General features: G+C 46.6%; 14 protein-coding genes. 10 read left to right on the top strand and 4 right to left on the bottom strand.

What is annotated here, in order from left to right; translation table 11 throughout:
* Positions 1-63: 63 nt before the first annotated feature.
* Together Q7A_RS13520 and Q7A_RS15310 are read left to right on the top strand one after the other, a co-directional pair.
* Positions 64-2,454 (top strand): TOTE conflict system archaeo-eukaryotic primase domain-containing protein, encoded by a 2,391-nt coding sequence (locus Q7A_RS13520; protein WP_014708181.1) that lies wholly within the window; start codon positions 64-66, stop codon positions 2,452-2,454.
* Positions 2,455-2,892: 438 nt separating this feature from the next.
* Positions 2,893-3,042 (top strand): hypothetical protein, encoded by a 150-nt coding sequence (locus tag Q7A_RS15310; RefSeq protein WP_169697658.1) that lies wholly within the window; start codon positions 2,893-2,895, stop codon positions 3,040-3,042.
* A gap of 49 nt (positions 3,043-3,091) precedes the next feature.
* On the opposite strand, the gene Q7A_RS13515 is transcribed toward Q7A_RS15310, so the two are convergent.
* The 4 genes from Q7A_RS13515 to Q7A_RS13500 all read right to left on the bottom strand — a co-directional run bounded on the left by Q7A_RS13515 (position 3,092) and on the right by Q7A_RS13500 (position 7,663).
* Positions 3,092-3,637 (bottom strand): VPLPA-CTERM sorting domain-containing protein, encoded by a 546-nt coding sequence (locus Q7A_RS13515; RefSeq protein ID WP_014708179.1) that lies wholly within the window; start codon positions 3,635-3,637, stop codon positions 3,092-3,094.
* 208 nt (positions 3,638-3,845) lie between these two features.
* On the bottom strand, positions 3,846-4,916 hold the full coding sequence (locus tag Q7A_RS13510; protein WP_238595919.1) for an ABC transporter ATP-binding protein: 1,071 nt from the start codon (positions 4,914-4,916) through the stop codon (positions 3,846-3,848).
* Positions 4,906-6,564 (bottom strand): ABC transporter permease, encoded by a 1,659-nt coding sequence (locus Q7A_RS13505; protein WP_041354725.1) that lies wholly within the window; start codon positions 6,562-6,564, stop codon positions 4,906-4,908. The genes Q7A_RS13510 and Q7A_RS13505 overlap by 11 nt, the downstream gene beginning before the upstream one ends.
* Before the next feature lie 58 nt (positions 6,565-6,622).
* Positions 6,623-7,663 carry a Fe(3+) ABC transporter substrate-binding protein gene (locus Q7A_RS13500; RefSeq protein ID WP_014708176.1) on the bottom strand — a complete coding sequence of 347 codons (1,041 nt, stop codon included), beginning with the start codon at positions 7,661-7,663 and terminating at the stop codon, positions 6,623-6,625.
* Positions 7,664-7,902: 239 nt separating this feature from the next.
* On the opposite strand from Q7A_RS13500, the gene gmk reads away from it, so the two are divergent.
* Genes gmk through Q7A_RS13460 form a run of 8 tightly spaced genes read left to right on the top strand, consistent with a single transcriptional unit; the run spans position 7,903 to position 15,796 of the window.
* Positions 7,903-8,514 carry a guanylate kinase gene (gmk, locus tag Q7A_RS13495; protein ID WP_014708175.1) on the top strand — a complete coding sequence of 204 codons (612 nt, stop codon included), beginning with the start codon at positions 7,903-7,905 and terminating at the stop codon, positions 8,512-8,514.
* A gap of 50 nt (positions 8,515-8,564) precedes the next feature.
* Positions 8,565-8,825: a DNA-directed RNA polymerase subunit omega gene (gene rpoZ / locus Q7A_RS15675; RefSeq protein ID WP_014708174.1), complete on the top strand. Its 261-nt coding sequence runs from the start codon at positions 8,565-8,567 to the stop codon at positions 8,823-8,825.
* 6 nt (positions 8,826-8,831) lie between these two features.
* A complete protein-coding gene (locus tag Q7A_RS13485; RefSeq protein ID WP_014708173.1) occupies positions 8,832-10,991 on the top strand; it encodes a RelA/SpoT family protein in 2,160 nt (719 codons plus the stop codon).
* Between the two features lie 44 nt (positions 10,992-11,035).
* Complete coding sequence (locus tag Q7A_RS13480; protein ID WP_014708172.1) at positions 11,036-11,422, top strand: RidA family protein; 387 nt, start codon at positions 11,036-11,038, stop codon at positions 11,420-11,422.
* 26 nt (positions 11,423-11,448) lie between these two features.
* Positions 11,449-13,530 carry an ATP-dependent DNA helicase RecG gene (gene recG, locus Q7A_RS13475; protein WP_014708171.1) on the top strand — a complete coding sequence of 694 codons (2,082 nt, stop codon included), beginning with the start codon at positions 11,449-11,451 and terminating at the stop codon, positions 13,528-13,530.
* Positions 13,531-13,543: 13 nt separating this feature from the next.
* Positions 13,544-14,095, top strand: coding sequence for a chorismate--pyruvate lyase family protein (locus Q7A_RS13470; protein WP_014708170.1), 552 nt, complete (start codon positions 13,544-13,546; stop codon positions 14,093-14,095).
* Positions 14,095-14,961, top strand: coding sequence for a 4-hydroxybenzoate octaprenyltransferase (ubiA, locus tag Q7A_RS13465; protein WP_014708169.1), 867 nt, complete (start codon positions 14,095-14,097; stop codon positions 14,959-14,961). Before Q7A_RS13470 ends, ubiA begins: the two co-directional genes overlap by 1 nt.
* A gap of 1 nt (position 14,962) precedes the next feature.
* Positions 14,963-15,796 carry a thermonuclease family protein gene (locus tag Q7A_RS13460; protein ID WP_014708168.1) on the top strand — a complete coding sequence of 278 codons (834 nt, stop codon included), beginning with the start codon at positions 14,963-14,965 and terminating at the stop codon, positions 15,794-15,796.

Below are 15,796 nucleotides of genomic sequence, written 5' to 3'. Positions count from 1 at the left end.
AGTCTCTGATCAAGCCGCCGCAAGTTCATGCTTCATAACTCTTCGCCCTAAGAACCACTTGTTATGAATGGCGCTCGCTACCAAGATGTATCTGCTATTGATAACAGGCTAGCTGAGCTTGAAAACGAAAAGCAACAGCTTCTCGCATTAAGAAACTCTTTGCTTAACGCTCAAAGCGATCGTCCGATACAGACATTTACCCCAGAACAAAAAATTGCCATCTTCAGACAACGATTCCGCGGACGAGAGGATATCTTTGCCAACCGTTGGCAGAACCAACAGGGACGCAGTGGCTATTCCGTTGCCTGTGACAACGAGTGGATCGCTGGAGTATGCAACAAGCCCCGAATAAAGTTTCAGGAGTGTACGCATCGGCAATTCAGTGAATTAAGCGAACAGATTATTTATCGCCATCTTGCCGGTCATCAAGTCGTAGGGCTTTATCCGTTATTGAAAGACAATACTTGTTATTTGTTGGCTGCCGATTTTGACAAAGGTTGTTGGCAAGAAGAAGTCAAAGCGATGTCCAGAGCATGCCAAGAATTCGGCATTCCTCATGCCATAGAAATCTCGCGCTCAGGTAACGGAGCGCACTTATGGATATTCTTTGAAACGAATATCCCTGCCAACCAAGCACGGGTACTCGGGGTTGTGCTACTTGATAAAGCGATGGAGATATTTCCAAATCTTTCGTTTGACTCTTATGACAGGTTATTTCCGAACCAAGACTTTCTTTCTGAGGGCGGATTTGGCAACCTCATAGCTTTACCACTTCAAAAAGAGGCTCGGCTTTCAGGCCGTAGTTGTTTTGTTGATAGCGAGTTAAATGCCATTGACGATCAATGGCTGTATCTCTCACAGCTTAAAACGCTTACTCAACCAAGTGTTGAAGAGCTCATCGCGGCAATTTCACCAAATACTCATTTATTGTCAGAACAGGGGCTCGCAGACAACCGTCCTCCATGGGAAATCACTGCAAAAAGCCCCCCAATTAAGTTAGAGCGCCTGCCGAAAAGCATTACCATCACCCTGGCGAACCACATCTATTTTTTGATGAGTGAGTTACCTGGGCCGCTGCTGGCAGGACTAAAGCGATTGGCCAGCTTTTCGAATCCTGTGTTTTTTAAAACGCAAGCGTTACGCTTTTCCACTCATGGCATTCCAAGATTTATTTCTTGTGCACGCATTGAAAACGGTTATTTAGCACTATCGCGAGGCTGTCTCGATGAAGCGATTGCTTTGTTACAAGAGCACAATATCTCTGTGCAATTTGACGATAAGCGCGAAGCAGGCAAACCATTAATCAAACTTGCTCCTACCTTCACGTTGCGAAAAAACCAGCGTGAAGCGGTAGCAGCTATGAGTAAGCATGACTTCGGCATATTGCATGCACCAACGGCATTTGGAAAAACAGTTACTGCCATCGGCATGATCGCAAAACGAAAAGTAAACACGCTGATCCTTGTTCATAGCCGCCAACTGCTTGAGCAATGGCACGAGCGATTACGCACATTCTTGCCAGATGTGAACATTGGCAGTGTAGGTGGTGGTAAAAGAAAACCGAGTGGCGTTATCGATATTGCTACTTACCAAAGCTTGGTCAATAAAAAGGACAACTCAATTTCACACTTAATACAAGACTACGGTCATATCATCGTCGATGAATGCCATCACCTATCCGCTCCAAGGTTTGAAATGGTGCTCAACGAAGTAAGAGCAAAATATGTATTGGGTCTAACAGCGACACCCGAAAGGCAAGATGGGCATCAAAAAATCATTTTTATGGCAGCCGGGCCAATTCGCTACAAAGTGAAAAGCAGCACTGACGAACAGTTTACTCAGACAGTCATCATCAATCAGTTCTACGATGCACCGCCTCACGAGTTAGTTAAAACAGATGAACGTCCAAAAGTGACTGATGCCTATCGTTGGCTTGTCGATAATGAATGCCGCACGTCAAAGATTATCTCAGACGCCATCCAGTGTGTTCACAATGGCGGACACCCGTTAATTCTAACGGAAAGGAGAGATCACGCCGAAAACATCCACACACAACTTGGCGACATGGGTATTAACTCAATCGTTTTGAAAGGTGCAATGAAAGCAGCTGAACGTAAATATGCCGACAAGCACCTGCAATCCGCTCAAATAGTGGTCGCAACAGGTAAGTATGTGGGAGAGGGATTTGATCTTCCAAGGCTGGACACATTGTTTTTAGCTATGCCAATCGCCTGGAAAGGTACTTTGGCTCAATACGCAGGTCGGATCCACCGAGAAGCGGAAGGGAAGACACAAGTGACAATTCACGACTATGTGGACTGCGCACTTCCTATGCTGCAACGCATGTTTAAGAAACGAGAAAAAAGCTACAAGGCGATGGGCTACACCCTCCAATATGTTGGTAACGATAATGACAACCTGACCACATTGCAGCTCGAAGCCAACCTCTCCTGAAAGTACGGCCATATAAGCTAACGACTTTCCTCCATACACTTCCCCTACCGTTTACCCCCATATGCCAAAACCACTATTCATTTGGTGTTTGGATCGAAACGCCAAAAATCCAAAGCCTGTAAAGCATAGCTACTGGTATAAAGCAAGAATTTGCACTTTTTACGCTAAAAACAACTTCACTACCACAGTAAAAACCGTTTGGCACTCCCAATCCGGAATGCAAACGACGTTTAGCGTCTCGATTTTGTTGCACTGACTGAAAGCAGCCAAACAGCTCCGCATTGGACTATGTAATTCAGATGCTTAGCCAGCGCTACCGCATAACAAGACTTTTGCCTGGTTAGCTTGTTGGCCATTTTTTGCATCTAACTCACCACTGCGTCTGCACTCAACAACATAAAATACATGGCATGAATAACCAACAAGGTGATAAATGAAGTGTCATGGTCAAATGAATATTTGGTACAACAGTTGATGGCTTTGCTGGTCGGGCAAGGTACTTTCACCCACTACCCCAGTTTAAGCCAGTGCGACAATGCGCAAGAGCGGTTAACCCGTTGGCCTACCCCAATTATTACGTTGCCGTAAACTTGTGGTGTTTAGACAGATGTGGGTTTTAAAACTGAGCTTGCTATCGTCATTTTTTCATGCGACGTCTAAGGCCAAGAAATCCGAGCAATGCAGGTGCAAAAAACCATAAAGCTGCTGGTAAAGGCACTTCTGAAACCGAAGTAGTGAAATAGGCAATATGTGAAACGTCTTTACCATCGTGTGTCAGGAATTCCAGACTGGATATTGGTGTATCAAAAAGACCAATAATGGTGGTTTTTGCATACTTCATTAAAAAACCGGAAAAGACTAAGCTTAAAGATGAGGTATCCAACGTATTGGTGGTAGGATTTTCAATTTTGAAAAAATCCGTTACTACAAAGCTTGAGCCCGCTGCTGATAAAGCAGTTTGCACATGATCAGCACTCATAGCCGTTGGATTGGGTTTTTCAAGATGAAAACCTTCGGAAGCTCCAGGCACAAAATCATTGATATTGAGAAGCTGAGATATTTCGCCTTTGAAGCCGTTAGTATCATAAGAAGTTGTGCCAGCTAAGGATAACGTGGCGGCATTAACCGTTAATGAAAAAGTTGTCAGAGCTGCGACTAAAATCGTTTTAATGTAATTATTCATAAATAGCCCCCCGGAGATTTTTAGAATTATTTTTATAGCATCTCACAATATAGGCGGCTGTATAAAACATTCCTATTGTACTTTGGTACTAATTCCCGGTTTTGTGTATGAAAAATTCCCTGTGGTCTGATTGAGCTTTCATCGCCACAACCCAGAGGACTATATAACACCTCCCCCTGCAGTGGTGGCGATGAAAGCTCAACAGACCCTAGACCTGATCTGTAAATACAGCTAAATGATCAGCTTCCAGCCTTATACCAAGATATTCGCCGATTTCATGCTGATGGTGACTTTGTACCAGACACAGTATTTGTTGGCCACTTTGCAACTTCAATGTGTAGAGATAAACCGCTCCACGAAAGGCTCTGGCAATAATTTTGGCCTTTAACGGGCTATTATCGTCATGGATAATATCATCCGGTCGCAGTAATAAATTTACCTGCTGGCCAGTAGTGGCATCTGAAGTCATTTTGCCACTGACGATACCGAGTTCTGTACTGATTTTATTATCAGCAATAATGTCGCCGGGTATCAACACACCTTGTCCGATGAAATCAGCAACAAACCGATTGCTTGGCCGGTGATATAAATCATAACCATTACCCCATTGCAGCAATTTTCCCTGACCCAACACACCAATCTGATCAGCCATGGCAAAGGCTTCATGTTGATCATGGGTCACCATGATTGCTGTCACCCCATCACGACGCAGTAAATGACGTACTTCTCGGGCAAGTTGCTCACGCAAGTCGGAATCCATGCTGGAAAAGGGCTCGTCCAGCAACAGAATATCGGGACGTGGTGCCATCGCCCGTGCCAGGGCAACACGCTGCTGCTGTCCACCGGAAAGTTGATGAGGATACTGGTTTTGGGCCCCTGTTAATTCAACTAATTCAAGTAATTCATCTACTCGTTGCTGCTGCTGTTTCCGCGGCAGTTTTTGTAAACCAAAACCAATATTTTTGGCGACTGTCAGATGAGGGAACAAGGCAAAGTCCTGAAACACCATACCGACATGGCGTTTTTCCGGTGGCAGGGAAAACTCAGCATCGCTGACGGTTTTACCGTGCAACACGATGCTGCCCTGCATTAACGGTTCAAACCCGGCTATAGCACGCAAAACCGAGGTTTTCCCGCACCCGGACGGGCCAAGTAAACAGGCAATTTCACCGTCTTTTAAGTGAAAGGAAATACCTTCTACGACCGGCCTGCCAGCATAACCAATGCTGATATTGTCAACGAGTAATTGTGGGAGTTGCATAGTGCTATCAGTTTTCATCAATCGCCAATTTTAACTTGCGGGATCGGGTAATGGTTTTACTTAACAGAATAACCGGAATAATGCCGGCAATTACAATAGCCAATGCGGCCGGTGCGGCTTCGGCCAAACGTTCATCTGAAGCTAGTTCATAGGCTTTTACCGCTAAGGTATTAAAGTTAAATGGCCGCAATATCAATGTTGCAGGAAGCTCTTTTAATACATCGACAAATACCAGTAACAATGCCGTCATCAATGATGCACTTAACATCGGGATATGGATCTGTCTCAGTATCTGTAAGGGGCGAAAACCAAAGGAACGACCCGCTTCATCCATCGAATGGGTTATGCGTGTTAAGCCACTGTCAACGGTTTGTAACGAAACCGCAAGAAAACGGGTCAGATAGGCAAATGTGACCGCGACCAATGTGCCACTCAATAACAGTCCAGTGGAATAATTAAACTGACTCCGGGCCAAATCATCAATGGTGTTATCAACCCAGGCAAAAGGAATCATCACACCAACGGCAATAACAGCGCCAGGCACGGCATACCCCATTCCTGCCACCCGGACAGCACCACTGACCAGTTTGCCCGGATGAAGTCGTTGGGCATAAGCCATAACCAGCGCCAGTAACAATGCCAGTACGGCAGCAAACGCGGCAAGGGACAGGCTGTTGACAAGTAATCTTAGAAACTCTGCATCAATCACAGTATCCGCCACATGGATGGTCCAGCTGAGCAGTTGAAATGCTGGTAATAAAAATCCCAGTCCAAGGATAAGCAGGCAAAACAGAAATGCCAGAAATGCCCGGCCACCGGTCAGTTGGAATCGACGCAGATCCTGGTGACGACGACTGGTGTGGTGATAGCGGGCTTTACGACGGGAATAACGTTCGATAAGAATCAAGGCAAATACAAATACCATCAGTCCAGCGGCGAGTTGGGCTGCCACCGCCGCACTACCCATACCAAACCAGGTGCGGAAAATGCCGGTAGTAAAGGTGCTGACGCCAAAGAATTGTACGGTGCCATAATCGGCTAAAGTTTCCATCAACGCCAATGATAAACCAGCAATGATTGCTGGACGAGCCAGCGGAAGCGCTACTTTCCAGAACGTTTTCCATGGACCATTGCCTAATGTCCGGCTGACATCAAGCACGCAGATTGATTGATTCAGAAACGCCGCACGGCTAAGCAGATAAACATAGGGATAAAGCACCAGAGTCAGCATGGCAACTGCACCGTTTAGCGAACGGATCTGGGGGAACCAGTAATCTCCGTATTGCCAGCCAAACCATTCACGCAGGCTGGTTTGCAACGGACCAGCAAAGTCCAGCATGCCGGTATAGGTATAGGCAATAATATAGGCTGGCATTGCCATTGGCAGCAACAAGGCCCACTCGAACACACTGCGACCGGGAAATTGACACATTGTAGTGAGCCAGGCAGCTGTAACGCCGATAAGCAGAGTGCCAACAGCGACTCCCAGCATTAAAAGCAGTGAATTACGAATATAGTCGGGAAGCACAGTACTGCTTAGGTGCTGCCAGATATCACCACTGGGAACAAAAACATGCGCCAAAACCACTGCCACCGGCATTGACAGAACCACTGCCAATACAAAAATGGATGCAGGGTAGGGACGAAATTGCTTTATGAAGGACATGTAATTGTAAAGTCGGCAGTTGATTGGGCAAAACTGCCAACTTTACGCATGCAATTGCTTATTGCCAACCCGCACGGTCCATCAGCCGTAACGCATCGGCGTTAAATTCACCTAATTTATCCATATCCAGTGAATCGGCATGGAAGTCTCCCCATTGTTCAAGCACTTCGCCTGTTTCAATATCATCCCGAACTGGATATTCACCATTGGTTTCTGCATACCATTGCTGAGCAGTATCACTGGTCAGAAACTCCAGTAGTTCAATCGCACTGTCGCGATGTTTGGCATCTTTGATGATGGCTGCTCCGGATACATTGATATGCACACCACGGTCATCCTGATTAGGCCAGAAAACTGCTAATTTTTCTGCTGCTGTTTTTTCATCAGCATCGTTACTGGTCAACATGCCAGCCAGATAATACGTGTTGGCAATAACGATATCGCATTGGCCAGCTGCTGCCGCACTGATCTGATCCCGATCGCCACCCTGTGGCGAACGGGCGAAATTAGCGACCAGTCCTTTTGCCCATTCTTCTGTTGCAGCTTCACCTTTGGCCGCAATCATTGATGCAACCATTGACTGGTTATAGATATTACTTGAAGAACGTACACAGATTCGGTTGTTCCAGCGTGGTTCAACCAGCGCTTCATAGGTTGAAAGTTCTGCAGGATCGACGCGATCTTTCACATACATAATCGGGCGGGCACGCAGCGATAAACCAAACCAGTATCCTTCCGGATGACGGTACGATGAGGGGATGCGTTGCTGCAAAACTTCAGATTCAACGGGTTGTAACAGGTCTTCTTCAATAGCACGGTGTAAACGACCCGCATCGGTGGTTAGCAGCATGTCGGCGGGAGTATTGCGGCCTTCATTCTGCAGACGTTGCAACAGTTCATCTGCTTTACCGGTGACCAGGTTGACTTTGATACCGGTTTCTTCAGTAAAGTCATCCAGTAAAGGTTTAATCAGCGACTCAATTCGGGCGGAATACAAATTAACCTCCTGTATATCCTCTTTCGCTTCATCACCGCAACCTGAAACGAGAAAGACAGTCAAGCCCAACCAAACACTTAGTAAGATACCCGTTTTACGCATAAAACTCTCCAATATTGACGACTTTACAATGGTAATGAGATTTATTTTTGTTTGAAATAGAAGACAATAAGTTTTAACAGGATTTAGATACAACGGTTTTTGATATGACGACAGTTAGCTCGCGTAAAACCTGATTCTAGCCATACAAAAAACTGGCACAAAAAAGCGTAAACCAGTATTGTTTTCATAAGAAAATCCTGGTTTCAAAACTAAAACTGCGCAACCTGCAAGGTATCAAAATGTCTGGAAGTTTATTTATTGTAGCGGCACCCTCCGGTGCGGGGAAAACCAGTCTGGTTCGGGCACTGGTCAAGCAGGATCCGCATGTTCGATTATCGGTTTCCCATACAACGAGGACCGCCAGAGCGGGGGAGGCTGATGGCAAAGATTACTTTTTTGTCAGTCAGGACATCTTCAGCAAGATGCGTGATGCAGGAGAGTTTCTGGAATCCGCAACTGTATTTGATAACAGTTATGGTACTTCAGCAGCAGCGGTGCATCACCAGTTACATGCCGGCAATGACGTGATTCTGGAAATTGACTGGCAGGGTGCTCAACAGGTCAGAAAAAACTTTCCCGACAGCAGCAGTATTTTTATATTGCCACCCTCTAAACAAGCACTTGAGCAGCGTTTGAGAGGCCGCGGGCAGGATGATGAAGCAACAATTTCGCGCAGAATGCGTGATGCAGAGAGTGAAATGTCACATTATGTTGAATTTGATTATCTGATTGTGAATGATGACTTTGATCATGCACTCGCCAGCCTGACTGCGATTGTGGTCGCCAGTCGGCACAAACTCGCCGTACAACAGTCAAATTACAGCACCTTGTTAGCGGACTTACTGGCTTAAGCTGCGTATCTCTCGTAAAATTACAGGTTTTAACCACAGGACAAATTAACATGGCACGTACTACCGTTGAAGATTGCCTCGAAAATGTAGATAATCGTTTTCAATTAGTGCTGGTTGCGGCAAAACGCGCTCGCCAGATAGCCATGGGTGATGATCCAATGGTGCCGGTCGATAACGACAAACCTACTGTTCTGGCACTGCGTGAAATTGCCGCAGGTCTGGTTGACCGCACTATTCTGACCAAAACCTCAGCTCGTCAACATGCCGAAGAAAGCATGGTCAGCGATGAAGAGCTGCAAAGCGAAATCTAATTTACCGTGAGTGCAAAACCATCTGTTGCGTCTGAACTTGATTTCATCCAGGAGTCCGAGCCCAAACTCACGATAGATGATCTGTGTTTTGCCACGTCAAACTATTTAGAAAACAATCAGGTCGAGTCGATTCGGCGAGCTTATCATTTTGCTGAGCAATGCCATGAAGGGCAGACCCGACGCAGTGGTGAGCGTTATATCACCCACCCGTTAGCAGTAGCACATGTACTGGCCATGATGCACATGGATTATGAGTGCATTATGGCCGGTTTGCTGCATGACGTTATCGAAGACACGGAAATGTCCAAACGTGACGTGATTGCCGAATTTGGTGAACCCGTTGCCGAGCTGGTAGAAGGTGTCACCAAGCTGGCGCAGGCGGCATTCGAAACCAGACAACACGCTCAGGCTGAAAATCTGCGAAAAATGCTGCTGGCGATGTCCCGAGATATACGGGTTATTATCGTCAAGCTTGCTGACCGTCTGCACAATATGCGTACTCTGGGTCATCTGCGACCGGAAAAACGCCGCCGCATTGCCCATGAAACCCTCGAAATCTATGCTCCTATTGCTCAGCGTCTGGGAATGAATCTGATGCGCTGTGAACTGGAAGATCTGGGTTTTCACGTTCTTTACCCTATTCGTTATCGTGTGTTAGGGGACGCCGTGCGTAAAGCGCGGGGCAATCGCAAGGAAATCGTCAGCCAAATCACCGCTTCTATCCTTAATAGAATGGAACAGGAAGGCCTTAGCGCCGATATTCAAGGCCGCGAGAAAAATCTCTACAGCATTTACAAAAAAATGGTCAGCAAACAGCTATCGTTTTCTGAAGTCATGGATGTTTATGCCTTCCGGATTATTGTCGACGACGTGGATGCCTGTTATCGAATGCTGGGCGTTGTACATAACTTATACAAACCAGTGCAGGGTAAATTCAAAGACTATATTGCGATCCCTAAAGCCAATGGTTATCAATCCTTGCATACCGTTTTATTCGGTCCCTACGGTGTTCCGATAGAAGTCCAGATCCGTTCTCGCGATATGGATCAGTTGGCCGAAGCGGGTGTGGCCGCTCATTGGCTCTATAAAACCGGTGAAGTTGCTGGCAATACGCTGGCGCATCGTAAAGCCAGACAATGGTTGCATGGCATTCTGGAAATGCAGAAAAGCTCCGGCGACTCAATGGAGTTTCTGGAAAATCTGCGTATCGATTTATTCCCGGATGAGATTTATGTTTCAACGCCTAAAGGAGAGATCCTCACCTTACCGAGAGGATCCTCAGCAGTGGATTTTGCTTACGCAGTTCACTCAGATGTTGGTAACAGTTGCGTAGCAGCCAGAGTTGGCCGTAATCTGGTGCCATTGAGTTCACCACTGGAAACAGGGCAGTCAGTTGAGATCATTACATCGCCGACCTCGCATCCCAATCCGGCATGGCTTAATTTTGTAGTAACGCCAAAAGCGCGGACTAATATTCGTAATTACCTCAAGCACCTGCAAGGCGAAGAGGCTATTCAACTTGGGTTGCGCCTGCTGAACAAACATCTGACAGCATTTTCAACGGCATTGGAAAATATTCCCACCAAACGAATTACTGCGCTGTTGAAAGAGTATGAGCTGGAAACCTTTGATGAATTATTGAGCGATTTGGGGCTGGGCAACATATCTGCCTTACTGGTCGCACAAAAATTGTTACAGGAAGAAACCCCCGATAAAGAGCCACAGGCATTGCTGATTGCCGGAACTGAAGGCATGGTGGTCAATTTTGCCCGCTGCTGTCATCCGATTCCCGGTGATCCGATCCACGGATTTGTCAGTGCCGGACGCGGTATCATTATTCATCAGCGAAGCTGTAAAAATACCACGCATTTACGTGAGCAGAATGAAAAGTGGCTGGATGTAGCCTGGGCGAAAGAGATCAATCGTGATTTCCCTGTAGATTTGATGATGCATCTGCGTAATCAACGTGGTGCGTTGGCAACAATTGCTTCGGTGATTTCTGAAGCTGAATCGAATATTGATAATGTTATCGTTGATGAGCGGGATGGTGGCTATACCAACCTACGACTGACAATTGAAGTCACTAATCGTCAGCATCTGGCACGCATTATCCGTCGTTTACGCCAACTGGAAATGGTTGAACGCATTAACCGTATTAATAACTGATTTGTTTAATCTGTCGTCTTCAGGGCGACATAGCCGGAGTTTTTATGTCCCGAGAAATTATCCATACCAGCAACGCTCCTGAAGCTATTGGTACCTATTCACAAGCTGTAAAAGTGGGTGACGTTGTTTATCTTTCTGGTCAAATCCCACTGGTCCCGGAAACCATGACAGTGATTGAAGGCGATTTCGCTACTCAGGTTCGCCGGGTATTTGATAACTTGTCAGCGGTTGCTGCTGCATCAGGTGGCAGTTTGCAGGATGTGGTTAAACTGAATATTTATCTCACTGATTTAGCCCATTTCGGCACCGTCAATGAAATTATGGCGGATTACTTTCAGCAGCCCTATCCTGCTCGTGCAGCGATTGGCGTGGCCTCTTTACCCAAAGATGTGCCGGTAGAAATGGATGCTATTTTGCATCTGGGCGTATAACTCGACTATTTTAGTGGCCGCAACAGGTGACTGAACTGGCCATAACTGATCCGGTCACCTCACTGAAAGGTGTCGGCGAAAAACTGGCTGAAAAGCTGGAGAAGCTGGGGATCCGCTATATTCAGGATCTCCTGTTTCATCTGCCACTGCGTTACCAGGACCGCACCCGATTAATGCCCATTGGCAGTTTGCGACCACAACAGGAAAAACTCATTGAAGGGGTAATTCAGCTCAGTCAGGTCAAGTTTGGTCGGCGTCGTTCATTGCTATGTCATGTCAGTGATGGCACTGGCGCACTGGTATTACGTTTCTTTCATTTTTCCAAAACCCAGCAACAGCAACTCGCTCGTGGACAACGCATTCGTTGCTTTGGCGAAGTGCGCAGTGGTCCATCTGCGCTGGAAATGGTGCATCCTGAATATCAGATAATTCAGGGTGAGGCGCCATTTGCTGTGGATGAAGCCTTAACGCCGGTGTATCCGACAACAGAAGGTTTGCATCAATTATCGTGGCGGAAATTGTTGAATCAGGCAATCAAATTGCTGGAACAGCAAACGATGCCTTCCTATTTGCCGGAAGCCTTGTTAGACCCAAGAGTGGCACATTTTGATCTGACGCAAGCCTTGAAATATGTTCACTTACCCCCGCCCGATAGTGATGTCGGTCAGTTAATCGCTCGTGAACATCCGGCACAGAAACGTCTGGCGTTTGAAGAACTGTTGGCCCAGCAACTCAGTATGCGTCAAATCCGCTATCGCACTCAGCAACATAAAGCGCCAATGTTTGAAGCTGATAGGTTCAGTGAAAATTTTTTACAACGGCTGCCATTCCCGTTAACAGATGCTCAGCAACGGGTTATCAGAGAGATCCGTAACGATCTGCAACGAAGCATTCCCATGCAGCGATTGGTACAGGGTGATGTCGGATCAGGTAAAACCGTGGTGGCTGCTTTATCAGCATTAATGGCAGTATCAAGTGGCTATCAGGCAGTGATGATGGCGCCCACCGAATTACTTGCAGAGCAACATTATCAGACCTTTCGTAACTGGCTTGAACCCTTAGGCATCGAGGTCGGCTGGTGCGCTGGCAAGCAAACAACAGCACAGCGTCGACAGGTTATTGCTGCGCTCGCTGGAGGCGAAATCAATATTGCCGTAGGCACCCATGCGTTATTTCAGGATGAAGTGACATTTAATCGTTTGGGTCTGGTAATAATTGATGAGCAGCACAGGTTTGGCGTGCATCAGCGTATGGCGTTACGCGACAAAGGTAAAGCGGTGGATATCCTGCCACATCAATTGGTGATGACCGCTACCCCTATTCCACGAACATTAGCAATGACAGCATATGCTGATTTGAATGTATCAATAATTGATGAACTGCCACCTGGCAGGCAACCCGTGACCACCGTGGTGGTGGCTGATAATCGTCGACAGGAAGTGATTGAACGCATTCATGTGGCCTGTCGGCAAAAACGCCAGGTTTACTGGGTATGCACCTTGATTGAAGAGTCTGAGCATTTACAATGTCAGGCAGCGGAAGATACTGCTGAGCAATTACAACAGGCGTTGCCTGACTTACGGATTGCACTGGTGCATGGCCGAATGAAGTCAGCTGAAAAAGAACAGGTGATGCAGGCGTTCAAACAGGGCGAAATTGATCTGCTGGTGGCGACAACGGTGATTGAAGTTGGTGTGGACGTGCCCAATGCCAGCTTAATGGTGATTGAAAATGCCGAACGTCTGGGGCTGGCACAATTACATCAATTGCGTGGCCGGGTAGGGCGTGGCACTGTGCAGAGTCATTGTGTACTGATGTATCATCCACCACTATCGGAAAATGGTCTGGCCCGGCTGGCCTGTTTACGCGAAAGCAATGACGGATTTGTTATTGCCCAGCGCGATTTGGAAATTCGTGGTCCGGGAGAGGTGTTGGGAACACGGCAAACCGGTTTGCCCCAGTTTCGGGTGGCTGATTTACTGGCCGATCAGGATTTATTGCCAGCGGTCAGCAAAGCGGCTGAGACATTAATAAAGCACTATCCGGAAAACGTCACACCCTTAATTCAACGCTGGTTTGGTACCAAACTGAACTTCGGACAAGTATGAGTCACCAGAATCAATGTTAAAAAGCCAAACACACTGGCATCCCGCGCCAACTGCAAAACTACCAGCCGAACTGGCTGGATGGTTAACGGACAAAGGATCGTTAACGCTGCGGCTGCAACAGACCAGTCAGCAGCAATTCAAAGTGGATCTGCAGCAAACCGGTTGGCAGAAACCTCTGCCAGAAGAAGCTTTGAAGCTTGAGCAACCGTTATACGAACATGCCTATTGCCGTGAAGTAATATTGCGCGATGGTGATCAGGCACGGGTATTTGCCCGCACCATTGTGCCACGTGTAAGTTATCAGGCATTGCAGGCTCACCTGCATATTCATCATCTGGGTAATCGCTCTCTGGGTGAAATCCTGTTTACTGATCCGGCAATTAAACGCGGCCCCCTGGAAGTCGCCAGTCTGCGTTCAGGACAAAGCCTGTTTGAACTGGCAAAACACAGCAGTAATGAACTCAACGAAAGTTCAATAATGTGGGCAAGACGTTCATGTTTTTATTTTGCTGATAATAGTTTGTTGGTCTGTGAAATTTTTTTACCGAATCAGGACTGGTCTTGATGACAAATCTAGCCACACAACTACGACCTTACTGGCAATTAACCCGAATGAATCGGCCAATCGGTATTTTACTGTTGCTCTGGCCCACCTTGACGGCGTTATGGATTGCAGCTGGGGGCCTGCCGGATATTAAGATCCTGCTGATTTTTATTGCAGGTGTTGTGTTGATGCGTGCGGCGGGCTGCGCAATTAATGATTTTGCCGACAGGCATATTGATGGGCAGGTGTGGCGTACTGAAAACCGTCCGCTGGCAACCGGCGTATTAACGGCAAAACAGGCAGTACTGACGTTTGTGGTATTAGCTTTAATCGCGTTTATGCTGGTGTTGTTGCTCAATCCATTCACGATAGCGCTATCGCTGGTGGCGGTAATGCTGGCCGCGATTTATCCGTTTATGAAACGCTTTACCTATCTGCCGCAGCTGGTATTAGGCATGGCATTTGGCTGGGCAATTCCGATGGCGTTTGCAGCCCAGACCAATGCATTACCGGCCATTGTCTGGTGGTTGTTTGTGGCCAATATTATCTGGACAATAATGTATGACACTTTCTATGCCATGGCTGATCGTGAGGATGATCTGCAAGCTGGTGTGAAATCCACAGCCATTCTGTTTGGACAGAAGGATTTATTGATACAAGGCCTGTTACAACTCGGGTATCTGTTGATCCTGTTGTTAATTGGATGGCAGTTGCAGTTTGGAATGCTGTTTTATATTGGTTTAGCAATCGCTGCAGTTTTATTTGTTTACCAGTTATGGCTTAGTAAAGATCGTGAACGCCATGCTTGTTTAAAAGCTTTTCTGAATAATAATTGGGTGGGTGCGGTTATTTTTATCAGCATCGTTTTGCATTACAGCCTGAGCTGAGATGACAAGATATTTATCTGCTTTTATTTTACTGTTTTGGCTAATTGGTACAGTAAGCGCCACAGAAATTTATCAGTGGACAGATGACCATGGACTGCAGATATTTTCTGATCAACCTGCTGATCCAGCAGCGGAAACGATTGAGTTAACCCCCAGTTCCAATCGCTATTTATTTAATGTTAAACGGGTCTATGACGGCGATACATTGATACTGGAAAATAATCAGCGGGTCAGATTACTCGGTATAAATACCCCGGAAATCAGTTCTCGTTATCGCGAAGCCGAACCAGGAGGCATTGAAGCGAGAGATTGGTTAAAAAATCAGTTATCAGAAAACCAGGTCTATTTACAGTACGATATCGAGAAACGCGATCGTTATGATCGGTTGCTAGCGTATGCCTGGACACCGGACGGTGACTTTATTAATGAAAAATTGCTACAGAAGGGGCTGGCAGCACTGAGTCTAAAACCACCCAATCTGCAGTATGCAGAGCAATTGATTGCCGCCCAACAACAGGCAATAAACCAACAGCAGGGTATTTGGGGAGATAAACATTATCAGCCTCGTAAGATCACTACTATCACTGAAACAGCCTATCGTGGCTGGCAACGATGGCTGTTAACCGCTGAATCACGCGCACAGACCAGGGATTATTGGGTATTAAAGGTTAATGACAAAGCCAGTTTGAGGATAGCGAAAGAACAGCAGGACCTGTTTCCGCCATTGGAGTCGTATTTGAATAAATCTCTGGAAGTCCATGGCTGGATGTCCAAACGAGGGAAGCAATACAGTCTGTTTGTGCAGCATCCCAGCGCCATCAAGGTATTGGATTAA

The sequence above is a fragment of the Methylophaga nitratireducenticrescens genome (assembly GCF_000260985.4).
GTDB classification, from domain to species: Bacteria; Pseudomonadota; Gammaproteobacteria; order Nitrosococcales; family Methylophagaceae; genus Methylophaga; species Methylophaga nitratireducenticrescens.
Note: the sequence above shows the minus strand (reverse complement) of the source record. Positions and strands in the feature narration are given on the sequence as shown.

Excerpts from the sequence above, each read along its gene's own strand:
- Q7A_RS13510 (WP_238595919.1), bottom strand. The coding sequence starts at position 4,916 with ATGAAAACTGATAGCACTATGCAACTCCCACAATTACTCGTTGACAAT.
- ubiA (WP_014708169.1), top strand. The coding sequence starts at position 14,095 with ATGACAAATCTAGCCACACAACTACGACCTTACTGGCAATTAACCCGA.
- Q7A_RS13505 (WP_041354725.1), bottom strand. The coding sequence starts at position 6,564 with ATGTCCTTCATAAAGCAATTTCGTCCCTACCCTGCATCCATTTTTGTA.
- Q7A_RS13500 (WP_014708176.1), bottom strand. The coding sequence starts at position 7,663 with ATGCGTAAAACGGGTATCTTACTAAGTGTTTGGTTGGGCTTGACTGTC.
- gmk (WP_014708175.1), top strand. The coding sequence starts at position 7,903 with ATGTCTGGAAGTTTATTTATTGTAGCGGCACCCTCCGGTGCGGGGAAA.
- Q7A_RS13480 (WP_014708172.1), top strand. The coding sequence starts at position 11,036 with ATGTCCCGAGAAATTATCCATACCAGCAACGCTCCTGAAGCTATTGGT.
- Q7A_RS13515 (WP_014708179.1), bottom strand. The coding sequence starts at position 3,637 with ATGAATAATTACATTAAAACGATTTTAGTCGCAGCTCTGACAACTTTT.
- Q7A_RS13520 (WP_014708181.1), top strand. The coding sequence starts at position 64 with ATGAATGGCGCTCGCTACCAAGATGTATCTGCTATTGATAACAGGCTA.
- Q7A_RS13470 (WP_014708170.1), top strand. The coding sequence starts at position 13,544 with ATGTTAAAAAGCCAAACACACTGGCATCCCGCGCCAACTGCAAAACTA.
- rpoZ (WP_014708174.1), top strand. The coding sequence starts at position 8,565 with ATGGCACGTACTACCGTTGAAGATTGCCTCGAAAATGTAGATAATCGT.
- Q7A_RS13460 (WP_014708168.1), top strand. The coding sequence starts at position 14,963 with ATGACAAGATATTTATCTGCTTTTATTTTACTGTTTTGGCTAATTGGT.